Source organism: Streptomyces sp. NPDC049627 (assembly GCF_044465645.1).
GTDB lineage: Bacteria > Actinomycetota > Actinomycetes > Streptomycetales > Streptomycetaceae > Streptomyces.
On sequence record NZ_JBITLW010000005.1, the window covers coordinates 263,989 to 283,184 of the forward strand.

General features: G+C 71.7%; 18 protein-coding genes and 1 tRNA gene. 10 read left to right on the forward strand and 9 right to left on the reverse strand.

The features are described 5' to 3' along the window. Window positions 1-399 precede the first annotated feature (399 nt). Both ACIBU0_RS15700 and ACIBU0_RS15705 read right to left on the reverse strand, forming a co-directional pair. On the reverse strand, window positions 400-1,077 hold the full coding sequence (locus ACIBU0_RS15700) for an HAD-IA family hydrolase (protein ID WP_398817584.1): 678 nt from the start codon (window positions 1,075-1,077) through the stop codon (window positions 400-402). 166 nt (window positions 1,078-1,243) lie between these two features. Then, window positions 1,244-1,825 (reverse strand): TMEM165/GDT1 family protein, encoded by a 582-nt coding sequence (locus ACIBU0_RS15705; protein ID WP_398817587.1) that lies wholly within the window; start codon window positions 1,823-1,825, stop codon window positions 1,244-1,246. 353 nt (window positions 1,826-2,178) lie between these two features. On the opposite strand from ACIBU0_RS15705, the gene ACIBU0_RS15710 reads away from it, so the two are divergent. The 5 genes from ACIBU0_RS15710 to ACIBU0_RS15730 all read left to right on the forward strand — a co-directional run bounded on the left by ACIBU0_RS15710 (window position 2,179) and on the right by ACIBU0_RS15730 (window position 8,188). Next, window positions 2,179-2,823 (forward strand): HNH endonuclease family protein, encoded by a 645-nt coding sequence (locus tag ACIBU0_RS15710; protein ID WP_398817590.1) that lies wholly within the window; start codon window positions 2,179-2,181, stop codon window positions 2,821-2,823. Window positions 2,824-2,901: 78 nt separating this feature from the next. Beyond that, window positions 2,902-4,542: an alkaline phosphatase D family protein gene (locus ACIBU0_RS15715; RefSeq protein WP_398817593.1), complete on the forward strand. Its 1,641-nt coding sequence runs from the start codon at window positions 2,902-2,904 to the stop codon at window positions 4,540-4,542. Between the two features lie 259 nt (window positions 4,543-4,801). Then, window positions 4,802-6,871, forward strand: a complete 2,070-nt coding sequence (locus ACIBU0_RS15720) for an FAD/NAD(P)-binding protein (protein ID WP_398817596.1) — start codon at window positions 4,802-4,804, stop codon at window positions 6,869-6,871. After that, window positions 6,855-7,292, forward strand: coding sequence for a DoxX family protein (locus ACIBU0_RS15725; protein ID WP_398817598.1), 438 nt, complete (start codon window positions 6,855-6,857; stop codon window positions 7,290-7,292). Before ACIBU0_RS15720 ends, ACIBU0_RS15725 begins: the two co-directional genes overlap by 17 nt. 257 nt (window positions 7,293-7,549) lie before the next feature. Continuing rightward, entirely contained in the window at window positions 7,550-8,188 is a 639-nt protein-coding gene (locus ACIBU0_RS15730) for a DedA family protein (RefSeq protein WP_398817600.1), read from the forward strand. Between the two features lie 210 nt (window positions 8,189-8,398). Here ACIBU0_RS15730 and ACIBU0_RS15735 read toward each other — a convergent pair whose 3' ends face one another. From ACIBU0_RS15735 to ACIBU0_RS15745, 3 genes are all read right to left on the reverse strand, one after another. Beyond that, a complete protein-coding gene (locus ACIBU0_RS15735; RefSeq protein WP_398817603.1) occupies window positions 8,399-8,632 on the reverse strand; it encodes a DUF2277 domain-containing protein in 234 nt (77 codons plus the stop codon). Window positions 8,633-8,727: 95 nt separating this feature from the next. Continuing rightward, entirely contained in the window at window positions 8,728-9,399 is a 672-nt protein-coding gene (locus ACIBU0_RS15740; protein WP_398817606.1) for a polysaccharide deacetylase family protein, read from the reverse strand. 2 nt (window positions 9,400-9,401) lie between these two features. Continuing rightward, the gene (locus tag ACIBU0_RS15745) at window positions 9,402-10,070 is read right to left on the reverse strand and encodes a glycoside hydrolase family 11 protein (protein WP_398817610.1); all 669 of its coding nucleotides are present in this window, start codon (window positions 10,068-10,070) and stop codon (window positions 9,402-9,404) included. A 285-nt stretch (window positions 10,071-10,355) separates the two neighbouring features. On the opposite strand from ACIBU0_RS15745, the gene ACIBU0_RS15750 reads away from it, so the two are divergent. Continuing rightward, window positions 10,356-10,715: a hypothetical protein gene (locus tag ACIBU0_RS15750; protein WP_398817613.1), complete on the forward strand. Its 360-nt coding sequence runs from the start codon at window positions 10,356-10,358 to the stop codon at window positions 10,713-10,715. Window positions 10,716-10,759: 44 nt separating this feature from the next. Here the strand turns inward: ACIBU0_RS15750 and ACIBU0_RS15755 are convergent. Further along, window positions 10,760-10,831, reverse strand: a tRNA-Val gene (locus tag ACIBU0_RS15755). Window positions 10,832-10,994: 163 nt separating this feature from the next. Here ACIBU0_RS15755 and ACIBU0_RS15760 point away from each other — a divergent pair. From ACIBU0_RS15760 to ACIBU0_RS15770, 3 genes are all read left to right on the forward strand, one after another. Further along, window positions 10,995-11,768: a DUF4097 family beta strand repeat-containing protein gene (locus ACIBU0_RS15760; protein ID WP_398817616.1), complete on the forward strand. Its 774-nt coding sequence runs from the start codon at window positions 10,995-10,997 to the stop codon at window positions 11,766-11,768. 74 nt (window positions 11,769-11,842) lie between these two features. Then, a complete protein-coding gene (locus tag ACIBU0_RS15765; RefSeq protein ID WP_398817619.1) occupies window positions 11,843-13,228 on the forward strand; it encodes a hypothetical protein in 1,386 nt (461 codons plus the stop codon). An 18-nt stretch (window positions 13,229-13,246) separates the two neighbouring features. Continuing rightward, window positions 13,247-13,462, forward strand: a complete 216-nt coding sequence (locus ACIBU0_RS15770) for a zinc ribbon domain-containing protein (protein WP_398817622.1) — start codon at window positions 13,247-13,249, stop codon at window positions 13,460-13,462. Between the two features lie 72 nt (window positions 13,463-13,534). Here the strand turns inward: ACIBU0_RS15770 and ACIBU0_RS15775 are convergent, their stop codons facing one another. The 3 genes from ACIBU0_RS15775 to ACIBU0_RS15785 are packed head-to-tail and all read right to left on the reverse strand — an operon-like array spanning window position 13,535 to window position 18,140. Then, window positions 13,535-14,350: an HAD family hydrolase gene (locus tag ACIBU0_RS15775; RefSeq protein WP_398817625.1), complete on the reverse strand. Its 816-nt coding sequence runs from the start codon at window positions 14,348-14,350 to the stop codon at window positions 13,535-13,537. Then, on the reverse strand, window positions 14,350-16,950 hold the full coding sequence (locus tag ACIBU0_RS15780) for a phosphoribosyltransferase (protein ID WP_398817628.1): 2,601 nt from the start codon (window positions 16,948-16,950) through the stop codon (window positions 14,350-14,352). The genes ACIBU0_RS15775 and ACIBU0_RS15780 overlap by 1 nt, the downstream gene beginning before the upstream one ends. A gap of 23 nt (window positions 16,951-16,973) precedes the next feature. Beyond that, window positions 16,974-18,140, reverse strand: a complete 1,167-nt coding sequence (locus tag ACIBU0_RS15785; RefSeq protein WP_398817631.1) for an HpcH/HpaI aldolase/citrate lyase family protein — start codon at window positions 18,138-18,140, stop codon at window positions 16,974-16,976. Between the two features lie 188 nt (window positions 18,141-18,328). On the opposite strand from ACIBU0_RS15785, the gene ACIBU0_RS15790 reads away from it, so the two are divergent. After that, a complete protein-coding gene (locus ACIBU0_RS15790; RefSeq protein ID WP_398817634.1) occupies window positions 18,329-19,141 on the forward strand; it encodes a TerD family protein in 813 nt (270 codons plus the stop codon). The last annotated feature ends 55 nt before the right edge of the window (window positions 19,142-19,196 follow it).

Below are 19,196 nucleotides of genomic sequence, written 5' to 3' on the forward strand. Positions count from 1 at the left end.
CCACTCCCCCGCCGCTCAGCCCTCCGGGCCGCGCCGCCAGCCGGAGGCGGCCGGTCGCCCAGGAGCTCGCGACTGCCGGTTCGTCGGCGGCTGCGGGGCGTGCGTGGCCGGTCGCGCAGTTCCCCGCGCCCCTGAAGGGCGTTGCAGCGCCGGTCGCCTGCCCCACTCCCCCGCCGCTCAGCCCTCCGGGCCGCGCCGCCAGCCGGAGGCGGCCGGTCGCCCAGGAGCTCGCGACTGCCGGTTCGTCGGCGGCTGCGGGTCGTGCGTGGCCGGTCGCGCAGTTCCCCGCGCCCCTGAAGGGCGTTGCAGCGCCGGTCGGCTGCCCGGCTTCCCCGCTCGGGCGGGCGTCCCGACCCGGTCTCAGCTTCAGCGCCGGGCACGCGTCGACCGAACCCGCGTCTACCCGACGTACACCCGCATCGACCCGTCCCCCACAGCCTCGACCCGCACCCCTCGCAGGTCCCCGACCACTACATCCGGCCCATGGAACCCGGCCCGCGGCCCGACCCCGACGACCCGCATCCCAGCCGCCAGCCCAGCCTGAATCCCCGCCCCGGAGTCCTCGAACACCACACAGTCCTCCGGCGCGACCCCCAACTCGGCCGCCCCCTTCAAGAACCCCTCGGGATCCGGCTTGCTGGCACCCACCGACTCCGCGGTCACCCGCACCTCAGGCATCCCCAGCCCGGCGGCAGCCATCCGCGCCGCCGCGAGCGCCGCATCCGCCGACGTCACCAGCGCATGCGGCAACCCCCGCAGCGAGGCCAGAAACTCCGGCGCCCCCGCGATCGGCACCACGCCCTGCACATCCGCCGTCTCCTCGGCGAGCAGGCGCGCGTTGTCGGCGTGGTTCTGCTCCATCGGCCGGTCGGGCAGCAACAGGGCCATCGAGGCGTGCCCCTGCCGCCCGTGCACGACCTTCATCACCTCGTCGCCGTCCAGCCCGTGCTGCTCGGCCCAGCGACGCCAGATCCGTTCCACCACGGCGTCCGAGTCGACGAGCGTGCCGTCCATGTCGAGCAGGAGGGCGCGGGCGGTGAGCACGGAAGGCACGGAAGGCACGGTGGTGGCCGGCATCGGCAGCTCCAAGGCGAGGGGCACGGGGACACACGGGTGGCCCCCGGAGGGACAAGGTGGTCCCGCCCGCCGGTCAGGGAAAACGGGCGGGAGCCACTTTGTTCCTCCACGGTACAAAACCGAGCCCCGATCGCGCCACCACCTACAGAAACCGTTCACCGACAGTTCAGCCGACGACGGCCTCCCACAGGCTCCACACCCCCAGCCCCAGCATCACCAGCGCCGCCACCTTGGTGATCAACCGCAACGGCACCCGCCGCATCAGCGCCTTCCCGCCGAGGATCCCGATCGCCGCGACCGACCACAGCGCCAGCACCGCACCGATGCCGACCGACAGCGGATCGTCGTACCGCGCCGCGAGATTCGCCGTCATGATCTGCGTCAGATCCCCGAACTCGGCGACGAGGATGAGCATGAACCCGGCCCCGGACACCTTCCAGAAGGACTGGTTCTCCGGCTTGCGGATCTCCTCCTCGCCCTCGTCCTTCTTCATGAGGAGCACGGCGGCACCACCCAGGAAGAGCACACCGGTGAGCGCCTGCACGATCTGCTGCGGCAGCAGGGTCAGCACACTGCCGGCCGCCACGGCCAGGGCGACATGCAGCGCGAACGCGGCGGCGACACCGGCGAAGACGTAGGAGGCGCGGTAGCGCGTACCGAGGACGAGCCCGGCGAGCGCGGTCTTGTCGGGCAGTTCGGCGAGGAAGACGACGCCGAAGACGACCGCCGTCACGGTAAGGCTGATCAAGGTTCCTCAATCGGTCGGGGCTGCCCCACCGAGAGTGCTGTACATCCTGCGAAGACACCTCGGCACGGCAGCACAGAGTCAGTGCACTGCTTGCCGAAGGTCTCGCCGGCCGGCCCCTCGATCGAGGCCTGCCTCCGGGCGCCGGCTCAGACGAGCTGAGCAGTATGTCGACGGTCCGGCGAAGAGCTACTCCCCTTCAACTCCGACCATCGTACGTGATCGTTTCGCCGTAAACCTTGCCGTGTCATGTACGCGTCATTAGTTTCTAACCGAACGCACACCTCCCCGCAATGCGGCGCCGCGAGCATTCCCTCGCCCGCACGCCAACACCCCCACCCCCCAAGGGAGTTCGCATGTCGAAGTTCTACGCGCGTCGACGCGTCAGCATACTCGCGGCGCTGACCGGCGTCATTGCCTCCGTCGGACTTTTCAACGGCCCGACCGCCTCCGCCGCCCTCCCGACTCCCGTCAGCGCCGCCACCGCCCGCACCTACCTCGCCTCGCTCACCGTGGCCACCGAGGACCGCACCGGCTACGACCGCGACCTCTTCCCGCACTGGATCACCCAGTCCGGCACCTGCAACACCCGCGAGGTCGTCCTCAAGCGCGACGGCACGAACGTCGTCCAGGACTCCTCCTGCGCCGCCGTCAGCGGCAGCTGGTACTCCCCGTACGACGGCGCCACCTGGACCGCCGCCTCCGACCTCGACATCGACCACCTCGTGCCGCTGGCCGAGGCCTGGGACTCCGGCGCCGACAGCTGGACCACCTCGCGCCGCCAGGCCTTCGCCAACGACCTGACCCGCCCGCAGCTGATCGCCGTCACCGACAACGTCAACCAGGCCAAGGGCGACCAGGACCCGGCCACCTGGATGCCCTCGCGCACCGCCTACCGCTGCACCTATGTGCGCGCCTGGGTCCAGGTGAAGTACTACTACGGCCTCTCGGTCGACTCGGCGGAGAAGTCCGCGCTGACGAACTACCTGGCCAGTTGCTGATCGAACCGTGACCCGCGGAACCTCCCCGCCGACCTCCGTCGTTCCGTACCGTACGGGGCGACGGAGAGGGGCGATCACGTGGCCGAACTGCGCCTGGGACCACTGCTGAGGTACGCCGACGGCTCGTCCGCGACCGTCTGGGTCGAGGCGAGCCGTCCGTGCACCGCCGAGGTGCGCCGCGCGGACGGTTCCGGGGGCGAGGCCCGCACCTTCCAGATCGCCGGGCATCACTACGCCCTGGTGCCGGTGACCGGCCTGGTTCCGGGGACGTCACAGGCGTACGAGGTCTTCCTCGACGGCACCCGCGTCTGGCCGCTGCCCGAGTCCCGTTTCCCCTCCTCCGTCATCCGCACCCCCGCCGACGGCGATCCCGTCCGCCTCGCCTTCGGCTCCTGCCGCTGGGCCGCCCCGCCCGCCGACGAGAAGGACCCGGTCGGCCCGGACGCCCTGGACACACTCGCCGCGCGGATCGCGGCCGATCCGGAGGCCGAGCGGCCGGATGTGCTGGTGCTGCTGGGCGACCAGGTGTACGCCGACGAGACCTCCAGGGCGACCCGGCGATGGCTGGCCGCCCGGCGCGATCTGAGCGACCCGCCGGGCAGCGAGGTCGCCGACTACGAGGAGTACACCCGGCTGTACTACGAGTCGTGGCTCGACCCCGAGGTGCGCTGGCTGCTGTCCACCGTGCCCAGCTGCATGATCTTCGACGACCACGACGTCATCGACGACTGGAACACCTCCGCCGCCTGGCTCGCCGACATGCGCGCCACCTCGTGGTGGCGGGAGCGGCTGCTGAGCGGACTGATGTCGTACTGGGTGCACCAGTACCTGGGAAACCTGTCGCCGGACGAGCTGGCCGCCGACCCCCTCTACGCCGCCGTACGCGAAGTCCCGGACGGCACCGACCTGTTGCGCGACTTCGCCTGCCGCGCCGACGCCGATCCGTCCTCCGTGCGCTGGAGCTACCGGCGCGACTTCGGCCGCGTACGCCTGCTGATGGTGGACACGCGGGCGGCCCGGGTGCTCGACGAGGACGCGCGCTCCATGCTCCATCCGGATGAGGCGCGGTGGCTGCGCGAGCAGGCGCTGGACGCGCGGGGTGCGTACGACCACCTCCTCATCGGTACGTCCCTGCCGTGGCTGCTGCCGCACCTGGTGCACGACGCCGAGGCGTGGAACGCCGCCCTGTGCCGGGGCGAGCGCGGGGAGCGCTGGGCGCGGTTCGGGGAGGATCTGCGGCGGCGGGCCGATCTGGAGCACTGGGCGGCGTTCCCGGCGTCCTTCGACGCGCTGGCGGCGCTGATCGCCGAGGCCGGGTCGGGGGCTGGGGCGCCGGCGACGGTGTGCGTGCTGTCGGGGGACGTGCATCACGCGTATGTCGCCGAGCCGAGCTGGCCGGCGGGTCAGGGGCCCGACGCCCGGGTCTTCCAGCTGACCTGCTCCCCCGTCCACAACGCCATCCCTCTCGCGATCCGGCTCGGGTTCCGCTTCGGATGGAGCGCGTTCGCCCGGGTGCTCGGGCGGCGGTTCGCGGGGCACGGGGGGTGTCCACGGCCATCGGTCGACTGGCGTCGGACGGGCGGGCCGTGGTTCGGGAACCAGTTGATGACCCTGACGATGAGGGGGCGTTCGGCGCGACTGCGGTTGGAGCAGGCCCGGGAGGAGCGGGGAGGCGCTGCGCGGCTTCGGGTGGTGGCGGAGTCGGAACTCACGCCGTGAGTTGGGCGCCGTTGCGCTTGAGAGCTCGGGATGTTCGGTTCATCGGCGGCTGCGGGTCGTACGTGGCTGCGAACTCGCCCCGTATTCAAACCGTTCCGACCGCTTGCGACCGGCGTGACACATGATGCTCGTGATGCATCCCACACTCACCGACCCCCGGGACAGCGTCACCTCGTCGGCGACGGCATGATGAGCCGGACCGTCCGCTTCCGACCGGCGGTTCGCTCCGCCGCGCCCCCCACGCCCGGGAGTCCCCCCTTTGACTGCACCGATCTCCGCACCGACCCCGGAGTCCCCCACGGTCTCCGTCGCCCTGGTCGGCGCGGGCCCCCGTGGCACCAGCGTCCTGGAGCGCCTCTGTGCCTCCGCCGGCGAACTCCTCCCGCCCGGGGCGCGCCTCAGGGTCCATGTGATCGACCCGGCGCCGCCCGGTCCCGGGCGCGTGTGGCGGACCGCGCAGTCGCCCGAGCTGCTGATGAACACGGTGGCCTCGCAGGTCACGTTGTTCACCGACGACAGCGTGGACTGCTCGGGCCCGGTCCGGCCGGGTCCCAGCCTGTACGACTGGGCGGGGGGCGCGCTCGGCCCGGACGAGTATCCGACCCGCGCCCACTACGGCCGGTACCTGGAGTGGGTGTTCGCGAAGGTCGTGCGCGAGGCGCCGCCCTCGGTACGGGTCGAGACGCACGCGGCCCGCGCGGTACGGCTCGACGAGGCGCCCGACGGCCACCAGGTCCTCACCCTCGACGACGGCCGCACCCTGCCCGGCCTGTCCGCCGTCGTCCTGACGCAGGGGCACCTGCCGACGGCCGCCGACACGACACAGCGCCGCCTCGCCGCGTACGCCGAGCGGGGCGGTCTGCGGTACGTGCCGCCCGCGAACCCGGCCGACGTCGACCTCTCCGCCGTACTCCCCGGCGAACCGGTGCTGTTGCGCGGCCTGGGCCTCAACTTCTTCGACCACATGGCCTTGTTGACGACGGGCCGCGGCGGCCGCTTCGTACGCGCCGGCGGGGAGCTCCGCTACATCCCGTCCGGCAACGAGCCGCGGCTGTACGCCGGTTCGCGGCGCGGCATCCCGTACCAGGCGCGCGGTGACAACGCGAAGGGGCCGTACGGCCGCCATCTCCCGCTCGTCCTGACGCCCGCGGTGATCGCCGGTTTCCGCAAGCGGGCCGACTCGGGCGAGGCGCCGGACTTCCTCACGGAGATATGGCCGCTGGTGGCGAAGGAGGTGGAGACGGTGTACTACGCGGCACTGATGGGGGAAGCGGGAGATCGGAGGTCGGGGGCCCGGCGAGCGAGGACTCCGGTGACGGGGACTCGGCGGGCGGAGTTCACCGAGCGCTTCCTCGCCGTCCCCCACCGCGATCCCCAAGAGGCCCTCCTGCTGGACGAGTTCGGCGTCCCGGAAGGCGGGCGCTGGAGCTGGGACCGGGTCTCGCGGCCGTATACGGGACAGGACTTCGCGGATCCCGGGCAGTGGCGCGACTGGCTGCTGGCGTATCTGCGCGAGGACGCCGCACAGGCCGCCCGGGGCAATGTGGACGGCCCGCTGAAGTCGGCCCTCGACGTGCTGCGCGACCTGCGCAACGAGGTGCGGCTGACCGTCGACCACGGTGGCATCGCCGGCGTCTCCCGCCGGGACCACCTGGACCGCTGGTACACCCCGCTCAACGCCTTCCTGTCCATCGGCCCGCCCCGGCGCCGCGTGGAGGAGCTGGTGGCCCTGATGGAGGCGGGTGTGGTGGAGGTGCTCGGACCCCGGCTGGAGGTGCGGGAGGAGGCGGGGGCCTGGGTGGCACACTCCCCCGAGGTGCCGGGTTCGGCGGTCCGGGCGACGGCTCTGATCGAGGCGCGGCTGCCGGAACCGGACCTGCGCCGCAGCGCCGACGAGCTGCTGGCCCGACTGCTGAAGACCGGGCAGTGCCGCCCGCACACCGTCGACGGTTACGAAACCGGTGGGCTGGACGTGACACAGCGGCCGTACCGTCTGATCGACCGTCAGGGCCGGGCGCACGCAAGGCGGTTCGCGTTCGGGGTGCCCACGGAGGGAGTGCACTGGGTGACGGCGGCGGGGGCGCGCCCGGGGGTGGATTCGGTCACACTTTCGGACGCGGATGCGGTGGCTCGGGCGGCGCTACGTGCGGTTGTGTGCGGGACGGGAGGGGATTCCGAGGCGAAGCGTTGGCCGAATGTTGAACTTGCAAGTGTTGACCAGGGCTTCCTACGGTGGGGCTACCGCTCAGTACCCGTCCCCACGCCGTTCCCGACAGGGACCGGCACAACCTCAGACCGAGGGAGTCCCCCACATGACCGGACGCCTTGACAGCGCCCAGCCGTATGCCATCGGACTGTTCCGGGTCGTGGTAGGTCTGCTCTTCGCCTGCCACGGCGCCAGCTCGCTCTTCGGCGCCTTCGGAGGCCAGACCGTGCAAGCCGGCACATGGCCCGGCTGGTACGCCGCCGTGATCGAACTCGTCGGCGGCAGCCTCGTCCTGCTCGGCCTCGGCACCCGCGCCGCGGCGTTCATATCCTCCGGCGCCATGGCGTACGCGTACTTCAAGGTGCACCAGCCGCAGGCGCTGTGGCCCATCGAGAACAGCGGCGAAGGCGCCGCCATGTACTGCTGGGCCATGTTCCTGCTGATCTTCACCGGCTCCGGCGCGTTCGGCCTCGACCGGCTGTTCGCCAAGCGCTCCGGCGCGCAGAGCGGGGCGGCGGCCGACCAGACGCCGGTTGCGGCCTGACGCCTGCGGCTCGGGCCACGGCAGGAAGGTGACCTGACCCGTACGACGGCGCCCGTACCCGCGTGTCCCACGCGGTGCGGGCGCCGTGCCGGTCTCACGGCGGCCCGGTGAACATGCTGTGCCGAACACATGAGCCCCGATGAATCTCCTGTCCCACCCCACGCGTACGCTGTATGGCTGTCATAGGCCGCCCCTGCCGCTCCCCCGCGACATCGCGGCACGGTGGTCCGGCCACGGGGGACAACGGGGAGTTTGCGGTGCTCGAGGGTTTCGAGGATGTGGGTTCGCTGACGGCGAGCCCATGGATCTACGTCGTGGTGGGAGCGTCGATCCTGCTGGACGTGTTCCTGCCGGTCCTGCCCAGCGGTGTCCTGGTGATCATGGCGGCGACGGCGGCGGCCGCGGGATCGGGGGCCGCGACCGGTCGTGTCCCCGGCGAGGTCCCGGACATCCTCGCCCTCACGCTCTGCGCCGCGACGGCCTCCGTTCTCGGCGACCTCGTCGCCTACCGCCTCGCCTGGCGCGGCGGCGCCCGACTGGACCGTGCGATCGCCCGCTCCCGCCGTCTGACAGCAGCGCAGGAACGTCTCGGCGCGGCCCTCGCCCGGGGCGGCGGCGCCCTGGTGGTACTGGCCCGCTTCGCCCCCGCGGGCCGCTCGGTGGTCTCCCTGGGCGCCGGCGCGACGCACCGCAGCGCTCGCGACTTCCTCCCCTGGTCCGCCCTCGCGGGCCTCACCTGGGCCGTCTACAGCGTGGCCCTCGGCTATTTCGGCGCCCAGTGGCTTGGGGCGACGTGGCTGGCGACGGGGGTGTCGGTGGCGGCGCTGGTCGGGGCGGGGGCAGTGGCGACGTATCTGATGCGGCGCAGCCCTGCCGGGGGGCGGCCGGTCGCCTAGGAGGTCGGGCGTTCCGGTTCGTCGGCGACTGCGGGTGGTGGGTGGCTGGTCGCGCCCACGCGGCGGAGCCGCATATCGACTCGGCCCCGCGCCCCTGGGTCGGCTGCGGCACCGTCGGTTGGTCCACCCGCAGGCGGCACCCCGCCAGCGCGGGCGAGCGTCCCTACGTCCACATCGGCCCCCGCCGGGCACGCATCGTCCGACCCAGCGCTACCCGGCCTTACGAGCCGCCCCGACCCCCCGCACCTCCAACCCGGCGAGCAACTCGCCCGTAGCCTCGGCGATCGCGTCCACGGCGCGGTCGAAGACCTCCTGGTTGTGCGCGGCCGGGGCCCGGAAGCCGGAGACCTTGCGCACGTACTGGAGGGCGGCGGCCCGGATCTCTTCCTCTGTCGCCTCTTCGGGCAACACAGGCGGACGGAGTGTCTTGATGCTGCGGCACATGCCTCCAAGTCTCCACCCGCTCGCGGCCGGTCCGCCATGACCGACGGCGCGGCAGCCGGTGACTGCCGCGCCGTCGGTGCGGTGATTCCCACGGGCTAGGGAGCCACCGCACGGCCGCTCTGCGGAGAGATCATGCCGGAACACAGCCCCTTGGCGGCCAGCACCTGCGCGATCCGCGGGACCGCGGCGAGGGTGTTGGCGGGCCAGTCGTGCATGAGGATGACCTGGCCGTTGGTGAGCCGGCCGGCGGCCTGGACGATCGCGTCGGTGCTCGCGCCGTTCCAGTCCTGCGAGTCGACGTTCCAGAGGATCTCGGTCAGGCCGTACTTGGCCTCGACCGCCCGCACCGTCGCGTTGGTCTCGCCGTACGGCGGCCGGAACAGCTTCGGCGTACCGCCGCCCGCGCCCGCGACGGCCTGCTGGGTGCGGAAGATCTCCGAGTCGATCACCGCCCGGCTCTGCTGGGTCAGATGTGGGTGGGTGTAGCTGTGGTTGCCCACCCACATGCCGGCGGCGACCTGTGCCCTGACCTGGGCCGGGTTGGCGGCGGCGTTCTGGCCGGTGTTGAACATCGTCGCCCGCAGCCCGTTCTGCCGAAGCGCGTTCAGCAGCGCGGAGGTGTTCCCGGACGGGCCGTCGTCGAACGTCAGCCCGACGTACCCGTTGCAGGCGGCGGCCTGCGCCGGGGCGGCGGGGCCGGTCACGGCAGCCGTGGCCACCAGTGCGGCGGCGGCCAGCAGCGGGAGACCGGACCTGAGCCGGGTCACGGCTACCACACCGTGACGTTGGAGTTGCCGCTGCTCTGGTAACCCTCGGTGGCGAGGATCATGTAGTAGTTGAAGCTGCCCAGCCGCATGCCGGCCCGGCCCCAGGCGTCGAAGTGGTTGCCGGTGGTGATGGAGCCGCCGGTGCGCCTCGACTGCCGGACGCTCCAGTACTGGTCGAAGGTGCGGACGCCTTCGACGGACGGGGCGTTGTAGCGGGTGGTCTTGTAGATGTCGTACGTGCCACCGTCGCTGCCCACCGTGCCCCGGTACTGTCCCGTGGGCCGGTAGGTGCCCCAGTTGTCGACGATGTAGTACTCGACGAGCGGGTTGGACGTCCAGCCGTACAGCGCCAGGTAGGCGTTGCCGGACGGGTTGAAGCTCCCCGAGTAGTTCACGGTCCTGCGCGCGCCGTTGCTCCAGCCCTTGCCGGCCACGAAGTTGCCGGTGTTGCGCCATGAGGTGCTGTAGTTGCCGCCGGAGTTCAGGGTCATGGAGACCGTGCCCTGACTGTCCGTCCAGAACGAGTAGTAGTACCCGTTGTCGAATCCGGTCCGGTTCGTCGTGATGACCGTGGCCGCCTCGGCGGTGCCGGGCAGGGCCAGCGTGGCCCCGGTGGCCAGCAGAAGGCCGCAGACGCTGCGGCGCGTCGGATGTGCGGGTGTGTGAGTCATGGCCGTCAGTGTTGGTCTGCCCCTGACAAGCGTCAACACTTTCGGCAAACGCTTCGAAACGTTCGTTGATCGTTGTTCTCGATGCGCGGCAGGTTTCCGCAGGCAAAACGACATGCCGATCGATTCAGGCCAACGTCGGACGCAGGGCTGCATACCTGCCGTGAGCCCAACTCGATCAATCACTTCGAATGTTTCGAAGCCCTTTGTAAGCCTCCCGCCCACCCGTTCGCATGAACCCCCAGAAGACCCTCGCCACCCAAATTCGAACAGGCGTAGCATTGCGCCGTGGCTACGCCCTATGACTTCCCGAGTGACCTCCTCGCCGGCCAGGAGGAGCTGCATCAGGTCCGGGCCGAGCTGTCGGCCCTGCTGAGGCGGCTGCCCTGGTCGGTCGTACCCCTGGACGGATTCAGTGACGACAACGGCTGGCGCAAGGTCGAGCGCCCCGCCTCCCCCGGCTGGACGGAGGACGAGCAGGCCGAGGTGGAGAAGCTCCGACGGCGCGAGCACGAACTCGCGGTGTTCGTCAGCGGCCACCGCTTCTGGTCACAGCTGGCCGGAGCGGAGCGGGTCGACGCCCGCATGAAGCTGAAGCACGCCCACGAGGCGCCCACGGAGGAAGAGAGCCGAGACAAGGAGAACTGAGACGCGCGGGGCCCCGCCGCGAACGGCGGGGCCCTGTGCTGCTGTGGGCGCGGACGGTTTCGAACCGCCGACATCCTGCTTGTAAGGCAGGCGCTCTACCCCTGAGCTACGCACCCGAGAACGAGTCGACAGCCTACCTTGCCTGGGGCCATGTCCCGCAAACCCGTATCGGGGGTTATCCCCACCAGGAATCCGGGAGCAGCCCGGATCCTCTGCCGGACGCGAAGTCCGTACGGTCAGGGAATCGCAGGTCTCGTGAAGTCTCAGGGGGAGTTCGTCATGGCCCGTACCGTTGCCGCCCGGGCGGCCGCCGTCGCCGGAGTCGTCGTGGTGCTCGTCGCGGGTCTCGCCGCCTGCGGGGCCTCCGCGGGGGACGACAAGGATCCCGAGCACCGGTCCTTCGCGCTGGCGGGACGGACGCTGACCGTCGACTCCGACGACTCGGAGCTGGAGATCGTCGCCGCCGAGGGGATCAAGGAGGGCACCGTCGAGGTCACCCGGTGGTTCCAGGGGTCGGTCGCGATCGGTTCGGACCCCGAGGTGACCTGGGCGATGAAGGACGACCGGCTGGTGCTGCGGGAGAAGTGCTCCGGCATGATCGCCGACTGCTCGGCCAAGCACCGCATCGAGGTGCCGCGCGGCGTCACCGTGAAGGTCGAGGACGGGGACGGCAGCGTGCGGGCGCGGGGGTTCCGGGATGCGCTGAGCGTTCGTACGGCGGACGGGTCCGTGCAGGTCACCGACTCCAGCGGTCCGCTGGACCTGGAGACGGGTGACGGCTCGGTGCGGGTCTCCGATGTCTCCTCGCGCCGGGTGACGGCGAAGACCCGTGACGGCTCGGTCCGCCTCGAACTCGCCGCCGTGCCGGACCTGGTGGAGACCCGCAGCGGCGACGGCTCCGTGACGGTCGAGCTGCCGCGCGCCACGTACCGCGTGACGACCGAGACCGGCGACGGCGCGGTCGACGTGTCCGTGCCCCGGGACGACACCAGCCCCCATGTGGTCTCCGCGCGCACCGGCGACGGAAAAATCACAGTGCGAACGGCGAACTGACCGGCCCGTGTGTTCGTCCTGAACCGGTGGGAGAATGACACCGGGCAGGGTGAATCACAGCACGGGAGAGGGATGTGACGGCGACACCACCGCAGCCGAACTCGCCGTCAGCGCCGCGCGCACAGCGCCGCCCCGCGGGCTCCGCCCTGCGCGACACCCTCACCCTGGCCGCCCTCCCTCTCGTAGCCGTCCTCTCTCTGCCCGCCGCCTTCGCCGGTGGCGGTACCCGGCGGTGGTTCGGGGGGCGGGCCGAGAGTCAGCGCGCCGAGGCGCAGGCCGCGAAGGATGCTGCGGCGGCCGCGTTCTACGAGCTGGACACCGCCCAGCGGGATCTGCGGATCTCGATCGAGACGATCACGGCCGTCGACGACTCGCCCGCCGCGCGCCGCGCGATCACCGACTTCGAGGCGCTCGGGCGGCGCATCGACGAGGTCAGCCACCAGTACATCCAGGCCGTCGACGCCCATGACCTCGACCACGACGGTCTGGAGGCCTCGGCCGCCGCCCGCGCGCGTACCGAGCTGACCAGGGCCAAGGACGAGCTCGACAACGTGAAGCGCGAGCTGGACCGGTTCGCGGACGGGCTCGGGCCGCTGCTGGGCAAGGCCGAGACCCAGCTGGCCCGCCTCGCCCCGGCCGTCGAACGCGCCCGGCAGGGCCTGCTGGCCGCCTCGAACGCCCTGGATGCCGTCCGGGGATCGGGGCTGAGGGCGGACGATCTGGCAGCGCGGCTGGCCGCCCTCGCGCCCGAGCTGACCAAGCTGAACCAGGGCGCGGGGCAGCATGGCGTCCCGCAGACGCTGGAGCGTGCCGAGCGGGTCGCGCGGGAGGCGGAAGCGGTCCGGGTGGAGGCCGGGCGGCTGCCGGAGAAGGCCGCCGAGATCGACCATCGCCTCGTCTCGCTGCGTACGCGTGCGCAGGCGCTCACCACCCGTGCCGGGCAGGTCGAGCCGGTGCTGAGCGAGCTGCGGCGGCGGTTCACCGCGGCCTGCTGGCAGGACCTGCAGGGCGTCCCGGACCGCGCCGCGGAGAACGTACGGCAGGCCGAGCTGAAGCTGAAGGAGGCCCAGGCGGCGCGGGACGCCCAGCGCTGGCCGGACGCCACCGCGCTGCTGTCGACGGTCCGGGCGCTGCTGAACAGCACCGACGAGTCGGTCTCCGCCGCCGGTGACCGACTGCGCCGGCTGAACGCCGTGCAGAAGGACCCCCAGCAGGAGATCGACCGGACGCGGTTCGCCATCCGGGACGCCCAGCGGCTGGCCATGGCGGGGCGGAACACGCCCGATCCGCGGCACGCGCGGCCCCTGGACGACTCCGTCGCGCGGCTGGAGCGGGCGGTCGGCACGCTGGAAGGGCGCCATCCGGACTACTGGCACTTCCTGACCGAGACGGAGGCGGTGCGGCAGACGGTGGCCGGGGTGGTCGCGCGGATACGGGAGGAGCGGGGCGGCGCGCACTGACGGGGCTAATCTGTGCGCATGCCTCGCTATGAGTACCGCTGCCGCAGCTGCGGCGACACGTTCGAACTGAGCCGGCCGATGGCGGAGTCCTCCGCGCCCGCGAGCTGCCCTGCCGGGCATGACGACACGGTGAAGCTGTTGTCGACGGTGGCTGTGGGCGGCACGGCGTCGGCGCCCGCCCCCGCGCCGAAGTCGGGCGGAGGCGGGTGTTGTGGTGGAGGGTGTTGCGCCTAAGAGCTCGGGGCCTTGTGTTGTCTTGCGGCCCCGGGTTTCTTGTGGCTGGTCGCGCAGTTCCCCGCGCCCCTTTTAGGGCGTTGTCGTGCGGGTTGCCTTCAAAAACTCCCGCAAGATTCGCTCACCCGCCAACACCCCCCGCTCCGGCAGCGCAGTGATCGCCGGAGCCGTCCAGTCGGCGTCCGCCAGCTCGCCGTGTCCCGGGCGCCAACCCTTGTCCGCGGCCAGGAGTAGGTCTGCGTCCAGCAAGGAGTCGCCCGCCGCCAGCGTCAGCTCCGCACCCGACCGCCGGGCGACCTCGTGCATGGCGGCGCTCTTGGTGAGGGGCTTCGGGACGGCGTAGATCTTGCGGCCCTGCAGCGACACCGTCCAGCCGCGGTTCTCCGCCCACACCGCGAGCTCCTTCACCCACTCCTCGGGCAGCAGCTCGCGCTCGACGACCAGGTAGGCGAAGAGGTCCTCGGCGACGCGGTGCTTGCGCACCCACGCCGGGGACGCCGTCGCCATCAGGTGGTCCTGCACCTCCGCGAGCGGCGCGCACTGCTCGGCCAGCCGGGCCGTGACCTGTGCGTGCCAGGCGGGGTCGGAGACGCCGTCGACCAGCAGGTGGCCGCCGTTGGCGCAGATGGCGTACTTCGGCGGCGGGCCCGGCAGGTTGATGCGCTGGTACTGCTTGCGGGTGCGGGTCGTGGTCGGCACGAAGACCGCCGAGTCACCGAGGTCCGTCAGCAGCTGCGCGGCCGTCTCGGTCATGTACGACAGCGGCCTGCTCTCGTGCACCTCCACGCACAGCAGCCGGGGCGCCCGCGCGTCCGGCATGGTCAGCGCCAAGGCCGCCGACGAGTAGATGAGCGTACGGTCGAGGTCGCTCGCCACGAGCACCGGCATCAGACGTTCACCGCCTTGCCGTCGGCGCCCGTCGCGCCCCGCGTGTACTTGGGGTGGATCAACCCCACGCAGGTGTACGGCAGTTCGGCGACCTCTTCCACCGGGACCCCTCTCTGTTCGGCCAGCAGACGGACGTGGTCCAGGTCGGCGCCGGCACCGGCCCGAGCGAGGATCTTCCAGGGCACACGGCGCAGCAGCACCCGTGTGGTCTCGCCGACGCCCGGCTTGACGAGGTTCACGTCGTGGATGCCGTACTCCTCGCTGATGCGCTCGACGGCCTTCCAGCCCTCCCAGGTCGGCGCGCGGTCGGCGGACAGCAGTTCCTTGGCCTGGGCGTCGACGGCGTCCATGACCTCGGGGAAGCGGGCCGAGACGGCGTCGAGGAAGGCCACGGACACGTCGACGCCGGCGAGTTCGCGGTAGAACTTCGCGCCGTGGTAGTCGTTCGGGCCGACCAGGTCCGCACGCAGGACGGTGCGTGAAATCAGGCCGGACACCGTGGAGTTGAGGCAGGCGGACGGGATGAGGTAGTCGTCGCGGGTGCCGTACGTCCGCACACAGGAACCCGGGTCGGCCAGTACGGCGATCTCCGGGTCGAAGCCGGTGATGCCGTCGGACTGCTCGAACTCCTCGAGCGCGGCGGCGAGTTCGCGGGTGATGGCGCCCTTGCCGGTCCAGCCGTCGACGAAGACGACGTCCCGCGGGTCGTGGTGCTCGGCCAGCCAGCGCAGCGCGTTGGCGTCGATGCCGCGGCCGCGCACGATCGACACGGCGTAGTGCGGCAGGTCGAGGCCGTGCCGGAACTGGGCCCAGCGGCGCATGAGCACGCCGACGGGGGTGCCCGCGCGGGCGAGGGAGACGAGCACCGGGCGCGGCGACCGTTCGGCGAGGACGATCTCGGTGACCGCGCCGACCGCCTGCGCCAGCCGCGCCGCCGACTCCTCCAGCGCCGCGTGGAACAGCGCCTGGTACTGCTCGCTCGGCTGATACTCCACGGGCAGCGACTCCGCGTAGTGCGCGCCACCGCTCTGGATGGCCTCCTCGCGTTCCTCGGTCGGCGCCTCCAGCGTCACGTCCGAGAGGTCCTGCAGCAGCCAGCCGACCTCCTCGGGGGCGTAACTGGAGAAGGCGGGGCCGCGGAGGGGCTCGGGGAGCATGGGGGGCCTTTCGGGGACGTACGACGGGACGACCGCGAGGACGACGTGCGGGGTGTGGGCGGCCAGTTGGTCCAACAGGCCGTCGGGTGCGTGCAGTTCGGGGGTGTCGGCGACCGAGTCGACCACGGCGACGATGGCGTCGAACCCGGCACCGGCGACGTTGTAGGCGTAGCGCTCGCCGGGGCCGTCGGCGGGGTCGTCGTGGGCGGGGAAGACGAGACGGGTGCGTATCGCGTAACCCGGGTCGTCGACCGCGAGGACGGGTGAGCGGGTGGTGGTGGAGTACCGCACCTCGGCCTCCACGACCTGCTCCAGCTCACGGGCCAGCCTCAGCGGGGCGTACATCAGCTCCTCGAAGCCGAGGACGTGGACGCGGCGGGCGTCGGCGGGGAGCGCCTCTGCGAGGCGGGCTGCCATGGCGGGGAGGGCGCCCTCCAGCCGTATTCGATGCTGGGGGGTGAAGCCGTGGCGGCCGCCGTCGGGGAGGCCGGGGGGCCAGTGCAGATCGACGCGGGTGATGTGGGGTAGGTGGGGGTGGGTGCGGTTGTCGGCCGGGTGCGGGTCGGTGGGGGCTGGTCGCGCAGTTCCCCGCGCCCCTAGGGGGGTGGTCCGACCGTCGGTTGCAAGGCTCGCGGCGCCTGCAACGCCCTCAAGGGGCGCGGGGAACTGCGCGACCAGCCACGACGAAGCCGCAGACGACGAACGACCCTCCGCGGCACTCTCTTCCTCGTACCGCGCCACCAACTCCTGCCCCTTCTCCAGCACCCCCTCGGGCAGCCGTACGATCCCCGAAGCCGCCGCCACGAGATCCACCCGGGCACCGATCTCCCGCGCGAACTCCTCCAGTCGCCCGGCATCCGCAGCCGACCGCATGTCCACCAGCGCCACCACGACATACCGCCGCCGCGGGTACCGCCCGTGAAGGTCCCGGATGGTGTTCAGCACCGTGTTCCCGGTCGAGAACTCGTCGTCGACCAGGACCAGCGGCCCGTCCCCCACCAGCAGCGCCGGATCCTCCGGCAGCAGCAGATGCGAGGTGGCGTGCGAGTGGGACTCCTCGAAGCCGCCCGCCCGGGCGACCCCGGCGACCGGGCGGCGGGTGGAGTGCAGGTAGGGGGCGGCGCCGATGCCGTCGGCGACGGAGTGGCCGAGACCGGTCGCCGTCTCCGCGTAGCCGAGGACGACTGCGGCGCCCGCTTCCTCGGCGCCCAGAAGGTCCCGCACCCGGCGGCCCAGGGCGAAGCCGGCGCCGTACACCACGGACGGTGACTGCGGTACGTGCTTGCCGAGCACGTTGGAGACCAGCAGATGCGCCCGCTTGGGGTTGCGGCGCAGGGCGAGCCCCAGCAGCTCCGTGAGCTCGTCGTCGCCCATGAGCCGGACTCCGAGCCGCTCGGCGACCCAGCTGCCGGACCAGACCCCGTTGTTCACTGCGTTGTTCATGCGTCCCTTGGATAGAGGTGGGTTCAGCCGGGAATGGTGGCGGCCAGCAGATCCACGAAGCTGACGTCCTCGCGCGCGACGCCGAAGACCTCCGCGCGCAGCATGGTCCGCTCGGCCCAGGCTCGGTGCGGCTTCACCTCGTTCATCTTGTTCGTGTACGCCGACCTCAGCACGCCCCCGCCGCCGCGCTCCGGCCGCAGGATGTCGACGGCGTCGCCGTGCTCCTCGTGACTGACCACGGACAGTGCGTGCACCGCCGGCACATGGGAGGGGTGGATGCAGGTCTTGCCCAGCAGACCGTTGGCGTGGTCCAGGGAGATCTCCCGCAGCAACCCGTCCATCGCGTGCTCAATCAGTCTCTCGCGCAGCTCGACGGCCTGTCCCTCCAGGAACGGGCTGGTGCGCAGCATCGGCTTGAACATGCGCTCGGGGACGCGGAAGTACTCCCACACCGGACCGGTCACCGTGTACCCGGTGCCGTCGGCCCGCCCCAGCATGTTCACGACGTCGGCGATCACGGAGGCGACGATCTGGACGTCGTAGGCGGTCATGTCGGGGGCGCGCCGCAGCCCGTACGAGGAGCAGAAGTCGGTGACGCCGAGCCGCAGGGCGAGCACCCGGTCCCGGTACTTGTCGACGGCGCGGGCGATGCCCTCCAGGGCGTCCACGCGGGACTCCCGGTACATGAGCTCGGGCGTCTCCAGCACGGGCATGCCGAACAGCCGGCGCCCGCCGATGGCCTCGGCCGCGGTCAGGGCCTCCAGGAAGGGGATGCCGCGTTCCTCCGTGAACTTGGGGAACACGAAACCGGACAGCAGCCGCACGGACGGGCCCAGGCGCCGGACGAGGTCGGGGATCTGCTCGGGCGTGCGCACCCGGACGAAGAGCAGCGGCAGCTCGGTGACCGGCCGCTCGGCGAGATCCGCGAACTGCCGGACGAGGTTCTCCTCGCCCGCGGCGACGTCCTCGTCGCCGATGGAGTCCTCCAGGCACAGCACCATCGAAACCACGCCGTTCCCCGCCTGCTTGACGATGTCGTCGGCGAGCCGCGGCCGGGTGGCCGGACTGTAGAGCGTGGCGCCCAGGGCCGCGGAGAGCAGCCGGGCCGGGGAGTCGGCGGTGAACTCGCACGGCTCCTGGTGGAAGAGGCGCTGCCGCACCTCCGGGGCGATGTGCCCGAAATGACGCATAGAACTCCCCCGTGGTGTCTCAGTGACCCCTGTGAGCTGTTCACAGGTGGCCGGTAATAGTACGTAGATACCCATGTCAGGGGTTCCCGCAGGGCATGAATTTCTGGTAACGCGGACAAACACGAGCGCGCACGGTCCGCGTACCCCCCGCGTTGTCGTGACCAGGACGGAGAAGGCAGGATGACGGCATGACGCACGCGATGTTGAAGGGGTCGAACGTCCCGCTCAAGGCCACGACGGTGCGCGCCGTGCTGCGCTGGACGCCCGGGCAGGGGGTCCCGGATGTCGACGCCTCGGCTCTGCTCCTCGGCCCCGACGGTCGCGTGCGCTCCGACGAGGACTTCGTCTTCTACAACCAGCCCCGGCACCCCTCCGGGAAGGTCTGGCGCCTCGGCAAGAAGCGGCTCGCGGAGGGCCTCACCGACACCATCCAGACAGATCTCGCCGGTGTCGAGCCCGCCGTCGGTCAGATTCTGCTGGTCGCTTCGGCGGACGGCGTCACCTTCGACCGCGTACGGGACCTACGCATCCTGCTGTACGACGCGACGGCCGCCGAGGGCGACCCGCTGGCGTACTTCGACATCAAGCCGGAGACGGGCCAGGAGACCGCCCTGATCTGCGGCGAGCTGTACCGCCGCGGTGAGGGCTGGAAGTTCCGCGCCCTGGGCGAGGGCTACTCCGACGGCCTGAAGGGCCTGGCCACGGACTTCGGCATCTCGGTGGACGAGGCCGAGGCAGCGGAGGAGCCCGCCGCCCCCGCACCCGCGCCCGAGGTCTCCCAGCCCCTGCCGCCCGAGCAGCCGACGACCACGGTCCCGCCCCAGCCGTCCTACGGCTACCCCCAGCAGCCCCCGCCGACGCAGCCGGCGTACGGCTACCCCCAGCCGACCAGCCAGCCGGCCACGGCCCACTCGGGCTACGGCTACCCGCCTCCCGTGACGGCAGCACAGCCCCAGGAGTTCCAGCTGCCACCCCAAGGCCCACAATTCATCGGCCGGTGACGCGAGCGCCCCGTCAGGGGCGCGGGGAACTGCGCGATCAACCACGACGAACCCG

What these genes read in the sequence shown, in the direction of transcription:
- ACIBU0_RS15700 (WP_398817584.1), bottom strand. Translation starts at nt 1,077, where the DNA reads ATGCCGGCCACCACCGTGCCTTCCGTGCCTTCCGTGCTCACCGCCCGC.
- ACIBU0_RS15710 (WP_398817590.1), top strand. Translation starts at nt 2,179, where the DNA reads ATGTCGAAGTTCTACGCGCGTCGACGCGTCAGCATACTCGCGGCGCTG.
- ACIBU0_RS15725 (WP_398817598.1), top strand. Translation starts at nt 6,855, where the DNA reads ATGACCGGACGCCTTGACAGCGCCCAGCCGTATGCCATCGGACTGTTC.
- ACIBU0_RS15735 (WP_398817603.1), bottom strand. Translation starts at nt 8,632, where the DNA reads ATGTGCCGCAGCATCAAGACACTCCGTCCGCCTGTGTTGCCCGAAGAG.
- ACIBU0_RS15745 (WP_398817610.1), bottom strand. Translation starts at nt 10,070, where the DNA reads ATGACTCACACACCCGCACATCCGACGCGCCGCAGCGTCTGCGGCCTT.
- ACIBU0_RS15760 (WP_398817616.1), top strand. Translation starts at nt 10,995, where the DNA reads ATGGCCCGTACCGTTGCCGCCCGGGCGGCCGCCGTCGCCGGAGTCGTC.
- ACIBU0_RS15770 (WP_398817622.1), top strand. Translation starts at nt 13,247, where the DNA reads ATGCCTCGCTATGAGTACCGCTGCCGCAGCTGCGGCGACACGTTCGAA.
- ACIBU0_RS15775 (WP_398817625.1), bottom strand. Translation starts at nt 14,350, where the DNA reads ATGCCGGTGCTCGTGGCGAGCGACCTCGACCGTACGCTCATCTACTCG.
- ACIBU0_RS15780 (WP_398817628.1), bottom strand. Translation starts at nt 16,950, where the DNA reads ATGAACAACGCAGTGAACAACGGGGTCTGGTCCGGCAGCTGGGTCGCC.
- ACIBU0_RS15785 (WP_398817631.1), bottom strand. Translation starts at nt 18,140, where the DNA reads ATGCGTCATTTCGGGCACATCGCCCCGGAGGTGCGGCAGCGCCTCTTC.
- ACIBU0_RS15790 (WP_398817634.1), top strand. Translation starts at nt 18,329, where the DNA reads ATGACGCACGCGATGTTGAAGGGGTCGAACGTCCCGCTCAAGGCCACG.